The sequence below is a fragment of the Shewanella gelidii genome (assembly GCF_014647855.1).
Lineage (GTDB): Bacteria > Pseudomonadota > Gammaproteobacteria > Enterobacterales > Shewanellaceae > Shewanella > Shewanella gelidii.
Map to the genome: position 1 here is coordinate 248,669 of NZ_BMPZ01000003.1, position 19,737 is coordinate 268,405.

20 protein-coding genes are annotated in these 19,737 nt (G+C 44.7%); 4 read left to right on the forward strand and 16 right to left on the reverse strand.

The annotated features are described in order from the left end of the window. Positions 1–738: a glycerophosphodiester phosphodiesterase gene (locus tag IEY18_RS08065; RefSeq protein ID WP_188919602.1), complete on the forward strand. Its 738-nt coding sequence runs from the start codon at positions 1–3 to the stop codon at positions 736–738. A 24-nt stretch (positions 739–762) separates the two neighbouring features. Here IEY18_RS08065 and IEY18_RS08070 read toward each other — a convergent pair whose 3' ends face one another. From IEY18_RS08070 to nudF, 8 genes are all read right to left on the reverse strand, one after another. Further along, complete coding sequence (locus tag IEY18_RS08070) at positions 763–2,343, reverse strand: methyl-accepting chemotaxis protein (protein WP_188919604.1); 1,581 nt, start codon at positions 2,341–2,343, stop codon at positions 763–765. Between the two features lie 472 nt (positions 2,344–2,815). Then, positions 2,816–5,086 carry a DNA topoisomerase IV subunit A gene (gene parC / locus IEY18_RS08075; protein WP_188919605.1) on the reverse strand — a complete coding sequence of 757 codons (2,271 nt, stop codon included), beginning with the start codon at positions 5,084–5,086 and terminating at the stop codon, positions 2,816–2,818. Then, positions 5,083–6,132, reverse strand: coding sequence for a PQQ-dependent sugar dehydrogenase (locus tag IEY18_RS08080; RefSeq protein ID WP_229779800.1), 1,050 nt, complete (start codon positions 6,130–6,132; stop codon positions 5,083–5,085). Before IEY18_RS08080 ends, parC begins: the two co-directional genes overlap by 4 nt. A gap of 136 nt (positions 6,133–6,268) precedes the next feature. Next, positions 6,269–8,155, reverse strand: a complete 1,887-nt coding sequence (gene parE / locus IEY18_RS08085; protein ID WP_188919609.1) for a DNA topoisomerase IV subunit B — start codon at positions 8,153–8,155, stop codon at positions 6,269–6,271. Positions 8,156–8,210: 55 nt separating this feature from the next. Beyond that, positions 8,211–8,786, reverse strand: a complete 576-nt coding sequence (locus IEY18_RS08090; RefSeq protein ID WP_188919611.1) for a YqiA/YcfP family alpha/beta fold hydrolase — start codon at positions 8,784–8,786, stop codon at positions 8,211–8,213. 24 nt (positions 8,787–8,810) lie between these two features. Further along, the gene (gene cpdA / locus IEY18_RS08095) at positions 8,811–9,650 is read right to left on the reverse strand and encodes a 3',5'-cyclic-AMP phosphodiesterase (RefSeq protein ID WP_188919613.1); all 840 of its coding nucleotides are present in this window, start codon (positions 9,648–9,650) and stop codon (positions 8,811–8,813) included. A gap of 18 nt (positions 9,651–9,668) precedes the next feature. Next, entirely contained in the window at positions 9,669–10,112 is a 444-nt protein-coding gene (locus IEY18_RS08100) for a DUF1249 domain-containing protein (protein ID WP_188920029.1), read from the reverse strand. An 80-nt stretch (positions 10,113–10,192) separates the two neighbouring features. After that, entirely contained in the window at positions 10,193–10,795 is a 603-nt protein-coding gene (gene nudF / locus IEY18_RS08105) for an ADP-ribose diphosphatase (protein WP_188919615.1), read from the reverse strand. 258 nt (positions 10,796–11,053) lie between these two features. On the opposite strand from nudF, the gene tolC reads away from it, so the two are divergent. After that, positions 11,054–12,361 carry an outer membrane channel protein TolC gene (gene tolC / locus IEY18_RS08110; protein ID WP_188919617.1) on the forward strand — a complete coding sequence of 436 codons (1,308 nt, stop codon included), beginning with the start codon at positions 11,054–11,056 and terminating at the stop codon, positions 12,359–12,361. A 73-nt stretch (positions 12,362–12,434) separates the two neighbouring features. On the opposite strand, the gene IEY18_RS08115 is transcribed toward tolC, so the two are convergent. Genes IEY18_RS08115 through IEY18_RS08125 form a run of 3 tightly spaced genes read right to left on the reverse strand, consistent with a single transcriptional unit; the run spans position 12,435 to position 14,658 of the window. Then, a complete protein-coding gene (locus IEY18_RS08115) occupies positions 12,435–13,172 on the reverse strand; it encodes a TIGR04219 family outer membrane beta-barrel protein (protein ID WP_188920031.1) in 738 nt (245 codons plus the stop codon). Positions 13,173–13,183: 11 nt separating this feature from the next. Then, positions 13,184–14,167 (reverse strand): DUF2333 family protein, encoded by a 984-nt coding sequence (locus IEY18_RS08120; protein ID WP_188919619.1) that lies wholly within the window; start codon positions 14,165–14,167, stop codon positions 13,184–13,186. Positions 14,168–14,181: 14 nt separating this feature from the next. After that, positions 14,182–14,658, reverse strand: coding sequence for a copper chaperone PCu(A)C (locus tag IEY18_RS08125; protein ID WP_188919621.1), 477 nt, complete (start codon positions 14,656–14,658; stop codon positions 14,182–14,184). Positions 14,659–14,690: 32 nt separating this feature from the next. Between IEY18_RS08125 and IEY18_RS08130 the strand changes: the two genes are divergently transcribed. After that, entirely contained in the window at positions 14,691–15,428 is a 738-nt protein-coding gene (locus IEY18_RS08130; RefSeq protein WP_188919623.1) for an enoyl-CoA hydratase, read from the forward strand. A gap of 13 nt (positions 15,429–15,441) precedes the next feature. Here IEY18_RS08130 and IEY18_RS08135 read toward each other — a convergent pair whose 3' ends face one another. The 4 genes from IEY18_RS08135 to dusA form a co-directional block, all read right to left on the reverse strand. Continuing rightward, entirely contained in the window at positions 15,442–15,804 is a 363-nt protein-coding gene (locus tag IEY18_RS08135; RefSeq protein ID WP_188919625.1) for a hypothetical protein, read from the reverse strand. Next, complete coding sequence (locus IEY18_RS08140; RefSeq protein WP_188919627.1) at positions 15,804–16,004, reverse strand: PspC domain-containing protein; 201 nt, start codon at positions 16,002–16,004, stop codon at positions 15,804–15,806. Before IEY18_RS08140 ends, IEY18_RS08135 begins: the two co-directional genes overlap by 1 nt. 131 nt (positions 16,005–16,135) lie before the next feature. After that, positions 16,136–16,417, reverse strand: a complete 282-nt coding sequence (locus IEY18_RS08145; RefSeq protein ID WP_188919629.1) for a hypothetical protein — start codon at positions 16,415–16,417, stop codon at positions 16,136–16,138. Positions 16,418–16,705: 288 nt separating this feature from the next. Continuing rightward, on the reverse strand, positions 16,706–17,683 hold the full coding sequence (gene dusA / locus IEY18_RS08150) for a tRNA dihydrouridine(20/20a) synthase DusA (protein WP_188919631.1): 978 nt from the start codon (positions 17,681–17,683) through the stop codon (positions 16,706–16,708). Positions 17,684–18,012: 329 nt separating this feature from the next. Here dusA and IEY18_RS08155 point away from each other — a divergent pair, with 329 nt between their 5' ends. After that, complete coding sequence (locus tag IEY18_RS08155; protein WP_188919633.1) at positions 18,013–18,477, forward strand: chemotaxis protein CheX; 465 nt, start codon at positions 18,013–18,015, stop codon at positions 18,475–18,477. A 101-nt stretch (positions 18,478–18,578) separates the two neighbouring features. Here IEY18_RS08155 and alr read toward each other — a convergent pair whose 3' ends face one another. Beyond that, entirely contained in the window at positions 18,579–19,655 is a 1,077-nt protein-coding gene (gene alr, locus IEY18_RS08160) for an alanine racemase (protein ID WP_188919634.1), read from the reverse strand. Between the last annotated feature and the right edge of the window lie 82 nt (positions 19,656–19,737).

The following is a 19,737-nucleotide window of genomic DNA, read 5'->3' on the forward strand; positions in this document are numbered from 1 at the left end:
ATGCTAATTTTCGCCCACAGAGGAGCCAGTGGATACGCCCCAGAAAATACCCTTGCAGCCATGGATAAAGCCATTGAATTAAACGCTGAAGCGGTTGAAATCGATATACATGCCAATAACGGTGAATTATTTGTGTTTCACGATCGCTATCTCGATAAGCTGACATCGCGCCACGGTTTAATCCATCACATTCCACAAACAGAGCTCAGGTCATTGCAAGTTCAAGGGCAGCCTATTCCAACTCTTTTTGAGGTGCTAAGTTGTTTAAGCGGTCATTGCAAAGTAAACATTGAATTAAAAGGCCTCACCTGCCTGCGCCCTCTGCTCAAATTTTACCCTCAGATATTTAATGAGCTAGGCTACCAGCAGCAAGACATCATCTTTTCTTCATTCCAACATCAATTCTTACACACATTAAAGCAGCGGTATCCAGATGCCTTAGTCGCACCATTGTTAGCAAGCATGCCCCTTTGTGGCGCTCAAGTGGTCAGTGACCTACAAGCCTATTCGTTACATTTAAACATAAACATAATCAATCAAGATATTGTAGACGACGCCCATAGCCGTGGTGCAAAAGTCTATGTCTATACTGTCGATAATGAAGGAGATATAAAAGCGCTTCAGTGTATGGGGGTGGATGGCATATTTAGTAACTACCCAGACAAAGCAAAAGCGGCACTATTGCAACCCCAAGAGGTACAACATGCCGCGACATTGTATCAAGACTGGTTTGGTTAAGACTGTTTTAGCCGTAGATACGTTTTAAGTGGTCGCTTTAAAACTCCGCTTCAAGAACTGTTCGACCAATGCCTTTTGCGAATCAATTTTCTCGATCACATTTTGATTTAATTCAACCATATCTTGACCAAGCACGTTACTTGAATTCACAAGCTGTGAAACATTGACTACGTTACGGTTCACCTCTCCAGAAACACTCGATTGCTCCTCAACTGCACTTGCTATGTGGTGAGTCATATCTGTAATGGTTTCAACCGATGAGCGAATTCCTGTCAGCGCGAGTCCAGCTTGTTCGGCTTGATCTACGCAAATCTCAGCAGCCTTTACGCCTTGATGCATGCTATTGACAGCGCTCCCAGTCCCTTCTTGTAGCCTGGTGATCATATTGTGAATCTCAGTTGTTGACTCATGGGTTCGCTGCGCTAACGATCTGACTTCGTCTGCGACCACGGCAAAACCTCGCCCTTGCTCACCCGCTCGTGCGGCTTCAATCGCGGCATTTAATGCAAGCAGGTTTGTTTGTTCTGCGATGCCCTGGATCACATCAAGAACCGAACCAATTCCTTTACTGTGCTCTTCAAGCTCAGTAATCACATCTGAGGTTTGTGTGAGCTGAGATGCCATATCTTCAATTGACGAAATCACTTTGGTAACAACCTCATCCCCTGTTGAAGTTTCTTGCAACGCTTTTTCTGAGGCTTGTGCTGCATCACTACAGTTTGAAGCCATATCCGTTAACGTTGCCGTCATCTCTTGCATCGCAGTCGCGACTTGCTCAATTTCCGCCATTTGCGCTTCACTGTTTCCTTGAACTTCTTCGCCCTTCGCGGCTGAAACCATTGCGTTTGCTGAGGTCTGTTCACTCGAGTCCAAAGTTCGACCGAGCACAGCTTTTAACTCCGAAGCCTGCATTTGCAGCGCTAGATCGATCTTGGAAATGTCATCATTTTTACCGGTATATATTGAACTAGCCACCTGATTGTCATAAATATTTTCTGCTTTACTGACTAATGAACGGAAGCGAGAAAATGCAAAGTTGATCCCAGTAAGACCCGCAATAAATGACAACGCAAATATGCCATACCCCATACTTCCGACTTCACTCGCTACATACAACATAGGTAGCATTGTTAACATAAACACAATGCTGACTTTCAATGGCAAACCCAGCTTACTTGGGGATGTTGATGCTGTTTTTCCACTGTTCAAATCAGTATAGATTTTTTCTGCTCGGGCAACTTGCTCTCGGCTCGGTTTGGTACGCACAGACTGGTATTCAACCACTTCACCGTTATGGGTAATCGGGGTCACAAACGCATCAACCCAGTAGTAATCCCCATTGGAACATCGGTTTTTGACTAAACCTTTCCAAGGATCCCCTTTTTGAATATTTTTCCATAAATCAGCAAAAGCCGCTTCAGGCATATCTGGGTGGCGAACCATATTATGGGGATTGCCCGTTAACTCTTCGACATCGTATCCCGCCACCTTACAAAAAGAAGCATTGGCATATTTAATGATACTTTGGGTGTCTGTAGTGGAAAGCAGGATCCAGTCTGCGGGATAATCGTACTCATTCTGAGTCACGGGTAGGTTTCTTCTCATTTTTCGCTCCAAAGAGTTGTGGATGCTGCTTTACTTGTCCTCCTTGAACCGAAATAGCTTTACCACAGGCATACTGAAAGTAACTCTATATCAACAACATTGTTGCTATGACTACTTATTTTAGTCTATGAAAACAGGGTACGAGTAAGATAATTGAAAATAATTTCATTTTTATGATGGAATAACTCAGACGCATACAAAGGCGACGACTCATTCCGTTTTAGCATAACCATATTTAATATCTGCCCAACTCAACTACAGCTGTTCCAACTGACATCCATATCGTGACCCCCGAATAATTAAACAACATTGCAGTTGCCTTCAGGAGTCTTTAATTCTTGCTCAAAATCGAGGTTTGTTACCATGCAGCCTTTAATGATTTGACGATGAAGCAAAGCTCTTGCAATAACCATGGAAGTCTTCAATAAAAAATGCCACTCGAAAGTGGCATTCAATTGGATAACGTATTTGTTTAAAGCGAATTGTCTGTACCGTCTCCGAGCTCAATACTATCCACACGCTGCAAACCTCTCGGTAATCGAGAACCTCGACGGCCGCGTTCACCGCGGTAGTGCTCTAAATCACTCGGTTTTAACGTTAACTTACGCTTACCCGCCCAGAGTGTTACCGATGTCTCTGCTGGCACCACATGTAAGTGAGTCAGTAGTTCCTCTCTGTTTTTAGAGCGTTCGGCTGGGATACCAATAATTTTGTTACCTTTACCTTTACTTAACTGAGGTAGGGCGCTTAACGAAAAGACAAGCATTCTCCCTTCATTGGTGATGGCTAACAAAGAAGCATCTTCCGTTGATTTCACAAGTTTAGGGGATAGCGATTTGGCATTCATTGGCAAAGACAACAGAGCTTTACCAGCCTTGTTTCTAGAGACCATGTCACCAAAGCTACAGATGAAACCATAGCCTGCATCACTCGCCATCACATAGCACTGCTTTTCGTCGCCCAGTAAGACATGCTCTATCGTCTCTCCTGCTGCTAGGTTAAAGCGAGTGGTAATCGGCTCTCCTTGGCTTCTTGCTGAAGGTAATGTATGCGTTTCAGTGGCAAATGCACGCCCAGATGAGTCAATAAACACAGAGGGTTGGTTACTCCGCCCAATGGCTGCACATAAGAAGCCATCACCGGCTTTGTAATTCAAAGCCGTTGGGTCAAGCTCATGACCTTTACCACAGCGTACCCAACCTTTTTCAGACAAAACAACGGTCACTGGTTCAGTCGGCACTAAATCTTGATCAGACAATGCTTTTGATTCAGTTCTTTGGATCAAAGGTGAACGACGGTCATCACCAAAAGTATCAGCATCTTTGCGTAATTCTTTTTTGATCAAAGTCTTGAGGCGACGATCTGAACTCAAGATCAATTGCAGCTTATCGCGTTCTTCAGCTAGGTCTTCTTGTTCCCCTTTAATTTTGAATTCTTCTAAACGCGCTAAATGGCGAAGTTTCAAATCCAAAATAGCATCAGCTTGTATGTCTGTTAATTCAAACCGCGACATCAACTCTGCTTTAGGCTCATCATGATGGCGAATAATTTCAATCACTTCATCAATATTCAAGAACGCAATCATTAACGCTTCTAGAATATGTAAGCGGGCTAAGACTTTCTCAAGTCGATACTCAAGGCGTCGTGTAACCGTTTGTTGTCTGAAAGTCAGCCATTCAGTGAGCATAGGCTTGAGGCCTTTCACCTGAGGACGACCATCGAGCCCTAAAACATTAAGGTTAACGCGATAGTTTTTCTCTAAATCCGTTGTGGCAAATAAGTGAGCCATCAATTGGTCAATATCAACTCGATTAGAGCGAGGCACAATAATCAGTCGCACTGGACTTTCATGATCTGATTCATCGCGAAGATCTGAAACCATCGGCAGTTTCTTCGCCTGCATTTGAGCGGCAACTTGCTCAAGTACTTTACCGCTACCCACTTGATGTGGCAGGGCGTGAATGACAACTTCGCCGTTTTCATAGGTATAAACAGCACGCATCTTCAGCGAGCCTTTCCCGGTTTCGTAGATTTTGCGAATGTCAGTGCTGGTATTAATGATTTCAGCTTCTGTTGGATAGTCAGGCCCAGGCACAAACTCCATCAGGCGATCCAAATCCGCTTTTGGATTATCGAGAAGCTCGATACATGCTGATGCCAACTCTCGTGCATTGTGAGGGGGAATATCAGTTGCCATACCGACAGCAATACCGGTTATACCGTTTAACAGGATATGGGGAAGTCTTGCAGGTAAAACCAATGGCTCTTTCAGGGTACCATCGAAGTTCACTCCCCAGTCCACCGTACCTTGTCCTAATTCGCCAAGTAGGACATCCGCAAACTTAGAGAGTTTGGCCTCCGTGTAACGCATGGCAGCAAATGACTTGGGATCATCCGGCGCACCCCAGTTCCCTTGACCGTCCACCAAAGGGTAGCGATAAGAGAATGGCTGTGCCATCAAGACCATGGCTTCATAACAAGCACTGTCCCCGTGAGGGTGATACTTACCAAGCACGTCACCAACCGTACGTGCAGACTTCTTCGGCTTGGCGCCTGCAGATAGTCCAAGTTCGCTCATGGCATAGACGATACGGCGCTGTACTGGCTTTAAACCATCCCCAATATGTGGCAACGCTCTATCCATAATGACGTACATGGAATAGTTCAAATAGGCATCTTCAGTAAAGCGCCTTAAAGGGAGTTGCTCAACACCATCTAAGCTTAAATCTATTGCGTCACTCATTCTTCTAAATCCTCGGCATCTGCACTAGGTTCAATCCCTTTATAAAACAGGCGGTAAACATTGCCTTTTAAATCATCAGATATAAACATGGCACCGTCGGGTGCCGTCAATATGGAGTGTGGGCGAGCAACTGGAAACTCACCATCAAGAAAACTAACCACAGTTTCACGCTGCACAACTTGGTTGTCTTTCAGCGTCAGCATCACCACTTGATAACCTACTTTGCTCGAACGGTTCCAAGAGCCATTCTCTGCAATGAACATTTGCCCGTGGTAACGTTCAGGAAATGATTCGCCGCGATAAAAATGCAGCCCCATTGGTGCCACATGCGCAGGAAGTTCATATTCAGGCGCTTCAACTTTTAATCCTGTTGGCTTCTCGTAAGCTGGCTCCACGACATTTTTCGCATGGATATAAGGAAAACCATAGTGGGCACCAATGCGCTCTATTCGATTGATTTCATCAGGGGGTAAGTTGTCACCCATCCAGTCTCGGCTCATATCAGCAAACCAGAGCTGTTTATCTTCTGGGCTCCAGTCGAAGCCGCTCACTTGACGGATTCCCATCGCGACTTGTTCACTTGCTCCAGTTCTTACATTGATTGCTAAAATACTACCAAAAGGGGCTTCCGCTTCGCAGACATTACACGGAACGCCAATGGCAACATAAAGTCTTCCATCTGGACCAAAGCGCAATGCTCGGGTGCTTTTTTTCGCACGCTCCGGCAAGCGGCTATACACTTCTTTTGCTCGACCTGGGCGCCTCAGTCTTTGCTCGATATCAACGAAGCGAATCACTCGGTCTTCTTCTGCAACGTACAAGGCACCATCATGAAATGCGATCGCTTCTGGGTATTCTAACCCTTTGGCAATCACATACCGTTTATCGACTCGGCCATCTTGATTGCTGTCCACCAAAGCCACGATTTTTCCACTTTTATGCGAACCGACAAACAAAGTACCTTTGTCGCCAATCGCGAGTTGTTTCGCATCCCCAAGATCAGACGCATACAGCGCGAGGCCGAAACCTTTAGTGACCGTAACCATAGGTTGAGCCGTCACGACAAATGCAGCACAAAAGAACAAGGGCAGCGTCGCTAGCCCTTGTTTGATCGATTTGTGACATTGCCAAACATTAAACACGAATGATCTTCCTTTCATTAATTCGATAAAGAGCGTGCACCTAAACTTGCGCTAAGTCGCCTTTCGACTCTAACCAAATTTTGCGATCCCCAGAACGTTTCTTTGCTAACAGCATATCCATAATGGCCATTGTTTCCTCGGCATCATCAATCGTGAGCTGCACCAAGCGACGCGTATTTGGGTCCATCGTAGTCTCACGCAATTGCAACGGGTTCATTTCGCCCAAGCCTTTAAAGCGGGTGACTTGCACCTTACCCTTTTTCTTATCGGCAGCAATGCGATCTAAAATACCTGTTTTTTCATCTTCATCGAGGGCGTAGAACACTTCTTTACCAATATCGATTCTGAATAGCGGTGGCATAGCCACATAAATGTGCCCAGCTTCCACTAGCACTTGATAGTGCTTTAAGAAAAGCGCACAGAGTAAGGTTGCAATATGCAACCCATCTGAATCCGCATCTGCGAGAATACAAATTTTTCCGTAACGCAACTCAGAAATATCATTGCTATCAGGGTCACAGCCAATCGCAACCGAGATATCATGAACTTCTTGCGATGCTAATACGTGTGATGCATCGACCTCCCAGGTATTGAGGATTTTTCCTCGCAACGGCATGATCGCTTGGAACTCCCGATCCCGGGCCTGTTTAGCGCTACCGCCAGCAGAGTCACCCTCGACTAAAAATAACTCAGATTGTTGGGGGTCTTGACCACTGCAGTCCGTTAACTTACCCGGCAGTGCCGGACCTGATGTCACTTTTTTACGAGCAACTTTTTTGGCTGCTCGCATACGCTTTTGCGCATTACTAATACACAACTCAGCCAATAATTCAGCTTGATCTGTATGGCTATTGAGCCATAAAGAGAATGCATCACGCACAATCCCAGAAACAAACGCGGCACACTGGCGACTCGAAAGTTTCTCTTTTGTTTGCCCAGCAAATTGTGGGTCTTGCATTTTGACTGACAAGATAAAGGCGGTGCGATCCCATATATCATCAGGGGAGAGCTTTACGCCACGCGGGACTAAATTACGAAATTCACAAAACTCGCGCATAGATTCAAGCAAACCCTGCCTAAAACCGTTGACATGGGTACCACCTAGGGGAGTGGGGATTAGGTTCACATAGCTTTCACTGACCCCTTCGCCACCTTCTGGCAGCCAAGTAATGGCCCATTCGACAGCTTCTAGTTGTCCTGCGAGGTTACCTACAAAAGGTTCCTCTGGCAGCAGTGCATAACCTTTAACGGATTCTTTTAAGTAGTCTGTTAAACCACTTTCGTAATACCACTCGTGGGTTTCATTGGTTTGCTTGTTTACAAACTTAATTCTCAAGCCCGGACACAATACGGCCTTGGCCCTCAGAATATAAACCAGCCGCGTTAACGAAAAATTTGCACTATCGAAATAAGAAGCATCAGGCCAAAACTGAACTCGAGTACCGGTATTACGACGACCCACTGTTCCTGTCACCGTCAGGTCTTCTACTTTTTCCCCGTTTTCGAATGCCATCTCATACACTTGTGCTTCACGGCGCACTGAGATCTCGACACGTTTAGACAGGGCATTAACAACAGAAATCCCCACACCATGGAGACCACCGGAAAATTGATAATTTTTATTGGAAAACTTACCACCAGCATGCAGCTTAGTTAAAATAAGCTCAACACCGGGGATCCCTTCTTCAGGGTGAATATCTACCGGCATACCACGGCCGTCATCAATCACTTCCAATGAATTATCTTGGTGCAAAATTACGTCAATTTTTGAAGCGTGGCCAGCCAGTGCCTCATCAACACTATTATCGATCACTTCTTGACCGAGGTGATTCGGTCTGGTGGTGTCGGTATACATGCCAGGGCGACGTTTAACTGGGTCAAGCCCATTGAGGACTTCAATTGCATCGGAGGTGTATTGATTTGTCATAGCACACACAATATATGGTTATTCAGGCCATGGTGCGGCCCTACATGTCTATTTGTCAAGGTAACTGTAAAAATTGGCTTATGCTTTGCAAGTGTTTTTCATAACCCATAAAACTGTGGTCGCCACCGGATTCGATAATCATTTTGCAGCAATGATACTTTTCGAGTGCCTGTTTATAATCAAGCACCTCATCGCCGGATTGTAATAATACAAAAAATCGGTCGGGATTGAGAACGACCTGTGTATCAAACTCAGCAACTTCTTGCTTGTGAATCGGCATAATTTCGTAGTCTTGCTCAGTATACGGGTTATGCTGCGCACCAATAAACTCGTCAAACAACTCAAAAGGCCGAACAGCAGGATTTACGAGTACGGCTTTACCGCCGTATTTTTCAACTAAGTAGGAAGCAAAATACCCCCCTAAAGAAGAGCCGATAAAACGTAACGGCAACCCTTGTGAGATTGCGTTCTCTACAATGTCACTCAATTGCTGCATCGCTGCTTGAGGGGTGTTGGCAAGTTGAGGCTGGAATAGTTGAGTATCAGGAAAATGTTTAGCCAAATAGTTTGCTGTAACGACTGCCTTTTCCGATAAGGGTGAGCTATTGAATCCGTGAATATATAGCAGCATAGGTCCTCTCGCTGCGATTACTATTTAATAACCGCTAGCCTTAGCGTCCGGAGCAAAACGGTCTCCTGGTACACGATAAACATTGGTATGCATGCTACCATCCGGCTTTAACTCCAGCAAACGGTAACCAGGCTGACAGCTATCCAGTGCAAAATAATCTGACAACGGTTTGAACTGAATACATGTCGACGGCGTTGCCATCAAACGCATATTGCCATGTTCACCGTCATAGTCGCGATCAAACTCTTGATGAACATGTCCCCATAGTGCACCTTTAATCTGATGATAGCGGCTCACTCTGCGCAGAAATTCTTCGCCATTGTCCATACAGTGTTGGTCGAGCCAGCCACACTGCATCAATACTGGGTTGTGGTGCATAGCCAATAGTACGTGGCGATAGGGCTCAGCTTCAATTGCAGCACGGATCAATTCAAACTCTTCTTCCCCCATATGCCCACCGGGCTTACCCGTCACCGTAGAGTCGAGCATAATGATTTGCCAATTGCCCGCCAAAATACGCTTATGTCCGTAAACCTCAGCACCTTGCATATGAAGATTCATAATCCGCGGATCATCGTGATTGCCAGGTAAATAGTGGCAAGGCAATTTTAAAGGGGCGATGGCTGAAACAAAATTGTGGTAGGAATCACCGGAGTAGTCTTGGCTGATATCACCTGTTGCCAACAACATATGCGCAGGGTAATGCAATGCTTCAATGGTATTAACCACAGCATTCAAACTGTTTGCAGTATTGACACCTAAGAGCTGAGCTTCGGGATCGGCAAACAAATGTGGGTCGGTTACCTGTACGAGCCGCACACTTTCACAGCGTGGAATTGAATAAGAGATAGCCTCTTTCAACACGTATATTTTCCCAAAATATTAGACTTGGCTTGCGAGCACAGGACTCCTGCCAACCTTTAGTAGCTCCTCCAGGAATGCATTAACCTGGTACTTTTCATCACGATGAAACATGCGTAAATTAGGATAATCATACACTGGCTGCAGCTTATAAATCTGTTGGCTAGTTAACACTTCTGCTAATTTAGCATCATGATAAACCCGCACAACCACGCTTGGAGTCGTCACAAATTGAGACTTTCCAACATCTCGGTAAATTTCTACCAACTGAGTATATTTAGTGTTTTCTAGGAGTTTAACCATGAGCACGCCGTGCTCACCTTTTAAGGCAACATTTTGGTTCAGGCTCAATTCCTCGGGGAGCCATTTCAATATACGAATATAATTCCGGCCACATAAAGCGAGGAACTCACTGACATTCGGGTTATATTTTTTTGGTACTTGTTTTGAATTCACTGAACCTATCTTATCTCGTTTTCAACTCGAAGTTGGTATGGCTTTGCTAACCGACGTTTCACTGAAACTTTTACTTTCTCAAGCTTTTACTATATCAGATTTTGGTAATTCAACTGGAGCCACTGCAATCCTATCACGGTCGAGGCGTTGTCAATTTCACCATTTACAACCCGCTTAAACGCTTCTGCCCTGCTAACAACATGCAATTTGATATCTTCATGTTCGTCATCTAGGCCATGCAACCCAGTCGCTAGGCTGGCATCCACTTCAGCACAATAAAAAAAGAACCGTTCACTGGTTCCGCCGGGGCTTGCTAGGTAACTATTAACATAGTTCATTTGCTTTGCTTGCAACCCCGACTCTTCAAATAGTTCTTTATGTGCCACAGACTCGGCGGACTCATTTGCAGGAATCATCCCAGCGACCAGCTCTAACAGCCACGGTGAATTGGACTTCCCTAAAGCTGGCATCCTCACCTGTTCAATCAACACCACTTGATCCGTTTTCGGGTCATAAGGTAACACCACCACAGCATCGCCCCTTTCGAAAACCTCGCGCGTAATTGGCTCAGACCAACCTCCAGCAAATAGCCGATGCTTAAACGTATAAGCCTCCATGGTGAAGAAACCTTTATAGAGCGTCTTTTGACTTAGAACCTGAAGGTCACTTTCGCTAAAGTTAGTAATTGCCATGGCGTTGTCCTTACCTAAATATTGATGAACTTTATGCATCGCTAAAGTTAATATTATCTATCTAATATTACTCATGTTAAAGATAAAATCTGTTACACTTCAAAGTTGACTTGAAAACGGTTGATTTTTTATCATCTACGCTATTAAGTTTTAGCTGTATCGGGAAGCGTCGGGAAGCGCAAACCGCCTATCTAAAGGCACGACTTAATTACTTAAGAGTACTTCACCCCAAGGGTGTTTTGTCTATAAGGACAGCCAATGAAATTCAAGATCCGTTCTCTGTGTGCAGCCTTGTCGCTCGCTATCACAGCGCCTGCAGTGCAAGCCGATGATTTAATGCAAATCTATCAACAAGCATTAACCAGTGACCCTCTGGTGTTACAAGCACAAGCACAACGAGACGCTCTCTATGAAAGCATAGAAGAAAACCGCTCACCGCTACTCCCTACTTTCAGTGGTAGCGTTGGTTACGACAAAGTTTGGAATGATCCAGGCAATACCACTAACGGATTAAATGCTGGTTTATCACTCAGCCAAGTGATTTATGATCACGCTGCATGGGTCGGTTTAAGTCTTGCAGAAAAAGCAGCATCACAAGCTGATGCAGCCTACGCGTCAACGTTGCAAACACTAATTACACGTGTCACGACGGCCTATTTTGATGTGCTTTCAGCAAAAGATAATTACGAGTTCAAGGGTGCAGAAAAACGAGCCATTGAACGTCAACTTGAGCAGACAAAACAACGCTTTGCTGTAGGCCTAACTGCGATTACCGATGTGCATGAAGCACAAGCTCAATATGACTTAGCCACAGCATCAGAAATTCTTGCTGAAAATCAGTTGATGAATAGCTATGAATCTCTCAGCGAAATTACCGGCATTGAACATAAGTCGATCAACATCTTAGATACCAATCGTTTCTCTGCGAGCTCACCAACACCTAGCGTAACATCGCAATGGATCAAAATGGCTGAAAGCAATAGCTTAGATTTGCAAAGTCAGCGGATCGCAAAAGACATTGCCAAAGAAACCATCGAGCTCTACAAAGCGGGACACATGCCTTCACTCAACTTGAATGCTGGATACACCACTAACTTCGAGCAGCAAGAAGAGGGGCAAAGTGTTGGTGATTATGATCGTGGTAATGTCGGCATTACACTCAGTGTACCGATCTTCCAAGGATTTAAAGTCGACTCTCAAGTTAACCAGGCTCAGTACAAATTTGTAGAAGCCAGTGAGCGTTTAGAACAATCTCACCGTCGAGTGGTGAAAGATGTACGTAACAACTTTAATAACGTTCGTGCATCAATCACTTCCATTAAAGCTTACGAGCAATCTGTTGTCTCTTCAGAAAGCGCGCTTAAAGCAACTCAAGCAGGCTTTGAAGTTGGGACGCGTACAATTGTAGATGTACTTAACCGTACCCGTGACTTATATGATTCGAAACGTCAGCTATCCAATGCACGTTACGGCTATATCAACTCGATTGTTGCACTTAAACAAGCTGCAGGTTCATTATCTGAAGATGACGTATCTGCAATTAATAACGGACTCATGCCCGAGTAACATTGGACATTATCCCACAAAAAAACCGCCAATCGGCGGTTTTTTTATGGGATATTCCCGCGATGTAGATGCTTTAAAAATCCACTTCTACACCAACAAAATAGCCATCGGTTTTCATATCCATGGTTAGATCTGAAAAATCTTTTACATCAAACTGAAATTCACGGTAACCCGCTCTGATCTTATAGTCTGCAGTTAGGCCATCATATTCCCAGCCCACACCGAGGGCATAATCAGTAACGCTAGATTCTGTTGCCCCCATAAAGAGCTCTGCAAAACCATACAAACCGATACCTGGAATCCCCACTTCTGCGGCACCGTAAGCCATCACAACACCACTATCGAGATCGATCTCTTCTGGGTGTCCAGGATCAACCACGCGAACCGAGCCCTGCATCAGCTTATAGGCTGCGCCTAAATCAAGTTCAACAATATCGTTATCTAAAATCTCGTAATACAACACAAAATCAGTATTACTCAGATCCATATTCGTGGTGACATCACCGACAAAGTTATGGTCATTAAAGTTGAAATCTGCACCATTGAGTGAGCCTTTCTCGTCTAAGTTATTTTGGCGTAACTTAAAATTCGGCAAGAAGGGAACTGGGTGCTCGAAACCCACCCATAAACTATGTTGTGCAGAAGAGTCATAATCAAAGGTCTGTTGAACCCCTGGATGCTCAGCAAAAGAACCTGAGGTGTCCGCCTTCCAATAGTCAGCACCGACTTTAAACCCAACAATTGTTGCGGCTTGCGCTGAACCAGCAGCAATTGCACCGAGCACCGCTGCAGTAATTAGTGTTTTTTTCATCATCGTGCTTCTTAACCTTGTGATAGCAAATTAGTGAGATCAATAACTGCGGCATTTGCGCGCGATACATAGTTAGCCATAACCAACGAGTGGTTCGCAACTAGACCAAAGCCACTGCCATTCATTATCATAGGACTCCAAACCGTTTGCTGAGTCGCTTCTAATTCACGAATGATTTGCTGTACACTAACTTCCGCATTCTTTTTCTTCAATACGTCGGCAAAGTCAATTTCAATGGCTTTCATAAAATTAAGAAGCGCCCATGAAGCTCCACGGCTTTCATGAAACACATCATCAATTTCCCACCAGCTAGTTTTAATTTCTTGGCTCGTTCGATTTGGCGTCGATTGACGTGCCGCGCTATCACCCGCGAGATCAGTGTTCAAACGGTCTTGACCAACACTGGCAGACAAACGTTGCGACACGCTGCCTAAACGCTTTTGAACTTCTTTAAGCCACTCATTCAAATTGTCCGCACGAGCGTAAAACTGGGCATCTTGGTTTTGAGGATCTGATATACGCGCTCGGTACTGTTTTAGCAACTGAACTGCGTCTTTATATTCACTCTCAGCGCTTGGTACCAACCAACTTGTATGTCCAATGTTGAGCTTTGTGTGTGCTTGTAACAAATCGGCATCGGCCGTTGATTGTGATTGAGAGCGGCTAAACTCTTTACGCATCACCAGCGCTAAATCACGAGTCTGCTCCAATGCGCCAAACTCAAATGCAGGCATGTTATCCATCAGTAACGAAGGTGGCATAACGTCATTAGATAACCATCCGCCGGGTTTTTGTAGCAAGGTTTCCATGGTGGTTATCAAAGCAGTTGTTGTAGCATAGCCTATAACTTTTTGCTGCTCTGGGCCTGCTGCTTGCGCAGATAGTTGCTCCTCAGTTATTGCGTCAGGCTCAAAGCTCCACCAAACGCTAACAAAGTATCCAATCAAGCAGACAAGGCCAGCGGCTGCGAGCCCTTTTTTCCATGTAAATTGCATAATGTTTTGATTCCTTAATGATGATGGTGATGGCCAGACATGCCACCATCCACCTTTTTCATGACAGGTAACGTCACTGTGAGTTTTTCGCCATCATCAAACTCTAATGACAAAGTGATTTGTTGTTCTAATTGCAGAGGCTCATGGAGCCCAAGGATCATAATATGATCCCCAGATGGACTCAGAACCAACTGGCCATTTTTAGGTACTTCAAAATTTGCTACTTGGCGCATCTTCATCACGCCATCTTCCATCAACATGGTATGCAGCTGCGCTTCTTTGGCAACGCTGGTACTGGCAGCAACTAAGCGTTTTGCCGCACCATCATTCTTCAGCGTGACATAAGCCGCCGTATTTGGGACCGAGGCAGGCATTGCGCGAACGTGACCTTCAACCAACGAAACTTCCGCCCAAGCTGAAACACTGACGGCACTCAAGATGAATAAATTAAACAGTTGTTTGAATATAGGCTTCAATGTCTTAAACTCCATGTAATCCCATTTCGTCTATAAGGAACCAACGAATGAGTCATATTCAAATTAAGGATGAGCAAGGCGTCCGCATTATTTCCATCGATCGCCCAGACAAACTCAACGCTCTAAGTCTTGATATGTATAAACAAATGACAGAATACCTGATCCAAGGTGAGAGCGACAATGGGATTCGTGCCTTTCTGCTTCGTGGCCAGCAAAATTGCTTCACTTCGGGAAATGACATCGCCGATTTCCTCAGCAACCCTGACATGGGTCGCAATCACCCAGCAGTTAACTTTCTATTCACCTTACTAACGCTTAAAAAGCCTCTTATTGCGGCCGTCTCTGGCAGTGCCGTGGGAATAGGCACCACGGTTTTGCTCCATTGCGACCTTGTTTATGCCGATGACAGTGCGCAGTTTATGTTACCTTTTGTTAATTTGGGACTTGTTCCCGAAGCTGGTGCAAGCTTACTGTTACCCCAGTTAATTGGCCACCCGCACGCCGCTGAGCTCCTACTACTCGGTGAGCCATTCAACGCTGAGACAGCCAAAGATCTTAAAATGATCAATCGCATATGTTCGTCATCTGAACTCTATGGGTTTGCGTTAAAACAAGCAAAACGAATTGCAGCCCAACCACCAGAGGCCATCCAGCAAACCAAACAGCTTATGCGACCAAACCAACAACAAGTAAATCGACAAATGGAATTAGAAATTGAGCAGTTTGCTAAGCTTCTCCACAGCGAGCAAGCACAAGCAAGATTCAAAGCTTTTTTAAATAAATAAAATGAATTCAGGTCTACAGCGAGTCTTCTTGGCTCGCTCGACTGACGCCCCATAGCGCAAGTAAAAGAAGGATCAAGGCCCAAAAGAATGAAAGACCACTAATAACGATGTACAAAGCAATAGCAACACATACGACAGAAGCCAATGCCAAAAAACTAAACGAAGCCGCTAACCACAATAACGCGCACATCACGGCTAAACAGGATAAAACCAAAACCCACAGGTGTGTATCCATCCAATAAAGAGATTCCGCCGCGACTAAAATATGGGGTGCGCCCCAAAACTGAACTGCGACAACACAAAGAAAAACCCCAAAAAGAACAATTGCTACACCAAGTAGTCGATGAGTCAATTTAACGAACTTACCTTGCGACATTAGTAACGCTTAATCCAATCAGGTTCAACAATTGCTAGGGCAAAATAAGCTAATAAACCGAGTACAGGATTCGAAAAAATAGCAAAAGCCCATACAATACGAGTCCAAAATTTCGACCAGCCAAATCGGTTCGCCATCCCTGATGCAACACCACAAATTAAACTGTCATCAGATCTCATCAACCGTTCTAACCTATTCATAATCACCTCTATCTTCAACAAAACTTAATTCAAACGATGCCATTGTAAAGAGCAAACAACCGCCGCACATATGGCTAAGCTAACAACAGGTAATAACAACAGCATCGCTAATCCGTCTGGTAATCCCATGACTAGTCCTCTACTTTTGCGACTTGGTCAGTGGTTGCTGCTTGTTCGTTATCCGCAACTTCAAACTCAAACATTGATTCAGCAAGCTGGGTTTGAACTGAAAGCATAAATTCGCGTTTTGCGGTCGCCAACATCTCTTGCGATTGCGCTGCGATATTCTGTTCAATTGCGTTCATGACATCTGATGTACTAGGCACATTAGCCTGTGCTGATACGCTCGTCCCTAATAAAACCGTAGCAGCGACAACCGATTGAAGTGTTTTCGTTAAGTTAATGTTTAACATGGTGTATTCCTTTCGTATGTTGTTTAATCACACTAGAGGTAATACAAGCGGCGTGCCAACATTAAGAAAAAACAATTAAGACTACTATTATCAATGACTTAATCAGTTTTCAACAAAGGAGCTAGAGGAAGGTTTATCATGAGTATGATGGGAACTAGCGAAATTCACTAAAGCAGTAGCAAATTTCGCCAATATGTTAATAAAATGGGCATAGATCACGTTTTCTCATATTCCAAACTGCACAAAAAAGGAACATAAACAGGAGATTACCTCTCCTTTAGATTGAATCTATTTGCTGATCAATTGTCTTGCTGCAGTTACTACTTCAACACCAGCACCAGCCTTATGTGCGTTTTCACTCAGATGACGACGCCAAGCTCTTGAGCCAGGTAACCCTTGATAAAGACCGATAATGTGACGTGTAATATGGTTTAGACGTCCACCTTGTTGTAAATGTTTCTCTATATAGGGAAGTAATTTCTCGATAACAGCATCTCTGCTGATCACTGGGATATCCATGTAATAAAGCTGCTGGTCAACTTCAGCAAGCAAATATGGATTCTGATACGCTTCTCGCCCGACCATGACGCCATCAAGATGAGATAAGTGTTTTTTGGCTTCGGCCAGCGTTTTTATGCCACCATTCACACTCAAGTTCAAGTGTGGGTAATCACGCTTGAGTTGATAGGCCCGCTCATAATCAAGCGGTGGGATTTCACGGTTTTCTTTTGGGCTTAACCCTTGCAACCAAGCTTTACGTGCATGAATCGTGAACTCTCGACAACCCGCGGCCTGAACTGTATCAATAAAGTCGGTTAAGAACTGGTAACTATCCTGCTCATCAATACCAATTCGAGTTTTCACCGTGACAGGAATATCCACAACCTGCTTCATTGCATCAACACATTCTGCTACAAGCTGCGGTTCCGCCATCAGACACGCACCAAAGCGGCCGTTTTGCACACGATCTGACGGGCAACCCACATTAAGATTAATTTCGTCATAGCCGCGTTCTGCGGCTTGTTTCGCACAAAGAGCCAAATCGCTAGGGTTACTCCCCCCAAGCTGTAACGCTAATGGATGTTCTTCCTGGTTATAGGCAAGGTAATCTCCTTTACCATGCAAGATCGCGCCAGTTGTTACCATTTCCGTATACAACAAAGCTTGCGTTGACATCAAACGCGCAAAATAGCGGTAGTGCCTATCCGTCCAGTCCAGCATCGGCGCGATAGAAAAGGTGCGATTGATCTCAGTGGCGTTGGTCATATTTTCAGTTCACAAATCAGTTTTGGCAAAGCGGGCGCACATTTTACACACGATATGGGTAAAACAACATACACGTCATGTAATTTTGCCCAGTACAAACCTGATGCGCTTGAACAAGAATCCACACGCATTCAAGCGCCGACGTGAGCTCACACCCTCATGGGGCATCAGTTAAAAAGAAATGATTTAAAATCAGTATAAAAAATATTTAGTTACCCAAATTTTCTTCTAAGCTATAAGGGAGTGTGAACTAAGTTATATAAATCTTTGCTTGTTTGCTCTAATCTGTATTGGTCATATGAAATGATTTTCAAAGGAACGCCGTCACTATGAATGTTGAGTTTATCAACCCCTTCTTAACATCTTTACTTAACGTCATGTCCACAATGGCGAGTATGGAGCTCGAACCCGGAAAACCAGCACTCAAAACTGACCCAATTGCCAAAGGTGATGTCTCCGGCCTGATTGGTATGGTTGGCCCTCAAACCAAAGGTTCACTATCAATTACCTTTGAAAGAGAGCTCATTCTCACCACCATGCAAAAAATGCTCGGTGAAGAGCACGAAGAAATTGATGATGAAGTGACAGACTTAGTCGGTGAAATTACCAATATGGTAACCGGTGGCGCCAAAAACATACTCAGTGACAAAGGTTATGAGTTCGAAATGGCAACACCAATGGTCGTCACAGGAAAAGACCACACCATTTCGCATAAAGCTAAAGGTAAAAAAATCATTATGCCGTTTAGTAGTGAGTTTGGAACCGCATTTATTGAGATTTGCTTCGAGCACTAATTAGGTTCACCACAACACAGACGTTCCTCATACAAAAAAAGCTCATCTCTTTGATGAGCTTTTTTTGTATCAACGTGCACAGATTGACCCGCTAAGTGTCACTAATCCATACACACGGCTACGCGAGGGGTGAGTTTGGTTACTAGTTCGTAGGCAATGGTACCAATAAACTCGGCGACTTCTTCAACGGGCAGGTTCGGTCCCCATAACTCAGCATCGTCCCCCACTTTATCGGTTGCATCAATACCGAGATCTACGGTCACCATATCCATTGAAACCCTACCGACTACGGGGACACGACGACCGTTAATCCATACTGGAGTGCCCTCTGGTGCATTACGCGGATAACCATCGCCATATCCGATGGCGACCACACCAAGCAGTGTATCTTGTTTAGCAGTCCAAAATGCGCCATAACCAACACTTTGCCCAGCTTTATGGCGACGCACGGCGATGAGACGGGAAACCAATGTCATGGCCGGAACTAATCCATGGTTACCACCAACATCTCCAGTTACCGGCGAAACACCGTATAAAGCAATGCCTGGTCGTATCCAATCCGCTTGGCTATCTCGCCAATATAAGGCAGCGGCTGAATTGGCAAGCGTTCGGTCTCCGGGCAATGTTTCAACTAATCGATTAAATGCATTCATTTGCTGGTGAGTGAGCGCGTTATCTGGTTCATCAGCACATGCAAAGTGCGTCATTAAATGGATCGGTTTAGCAACCTGAGGGCAGGCCAGCAAACGCTGATACACTGCAAGAAAATCTTCTGGAAGGATCCCCAGTCGATGCATACCAGAATCAATTTTTAACCAAACCGTCACAGGGGCAGTCAATTGCGCATTTTCAAGCATCTCTAGCTGCGATTCATGATGAACCACAGTATCAATCCCATGACGGACAATGGTTTCTAGATCAGCATCTCTAAAGAATCCCTCAAGCAGTAACAGTTTAGCGGTCACGCCACCTGCTCGGAGCTGCAATGCCTCTTCTAATCTGGCTAGACCGAAGCCATCAGCAGAGTCGACACAGCGAGCCACATTGAGTAATCCATGGCCATAGCCATTTGCTTTTACGACTGCAAGCACTTGACTAGATGGTGCGATTTCTCGCAGTCGAATTAGGTTATGTTTCAGCGCTTGAGCGCTAATCTCAGCTCTAGGAAATGGCTTCAAAAAATGGCCTTGTTAAACATGTAATCAAACTTAAAACGAAACGGTAAAACAAAGACAAACCTTATTGAACCGTCACAAGCGA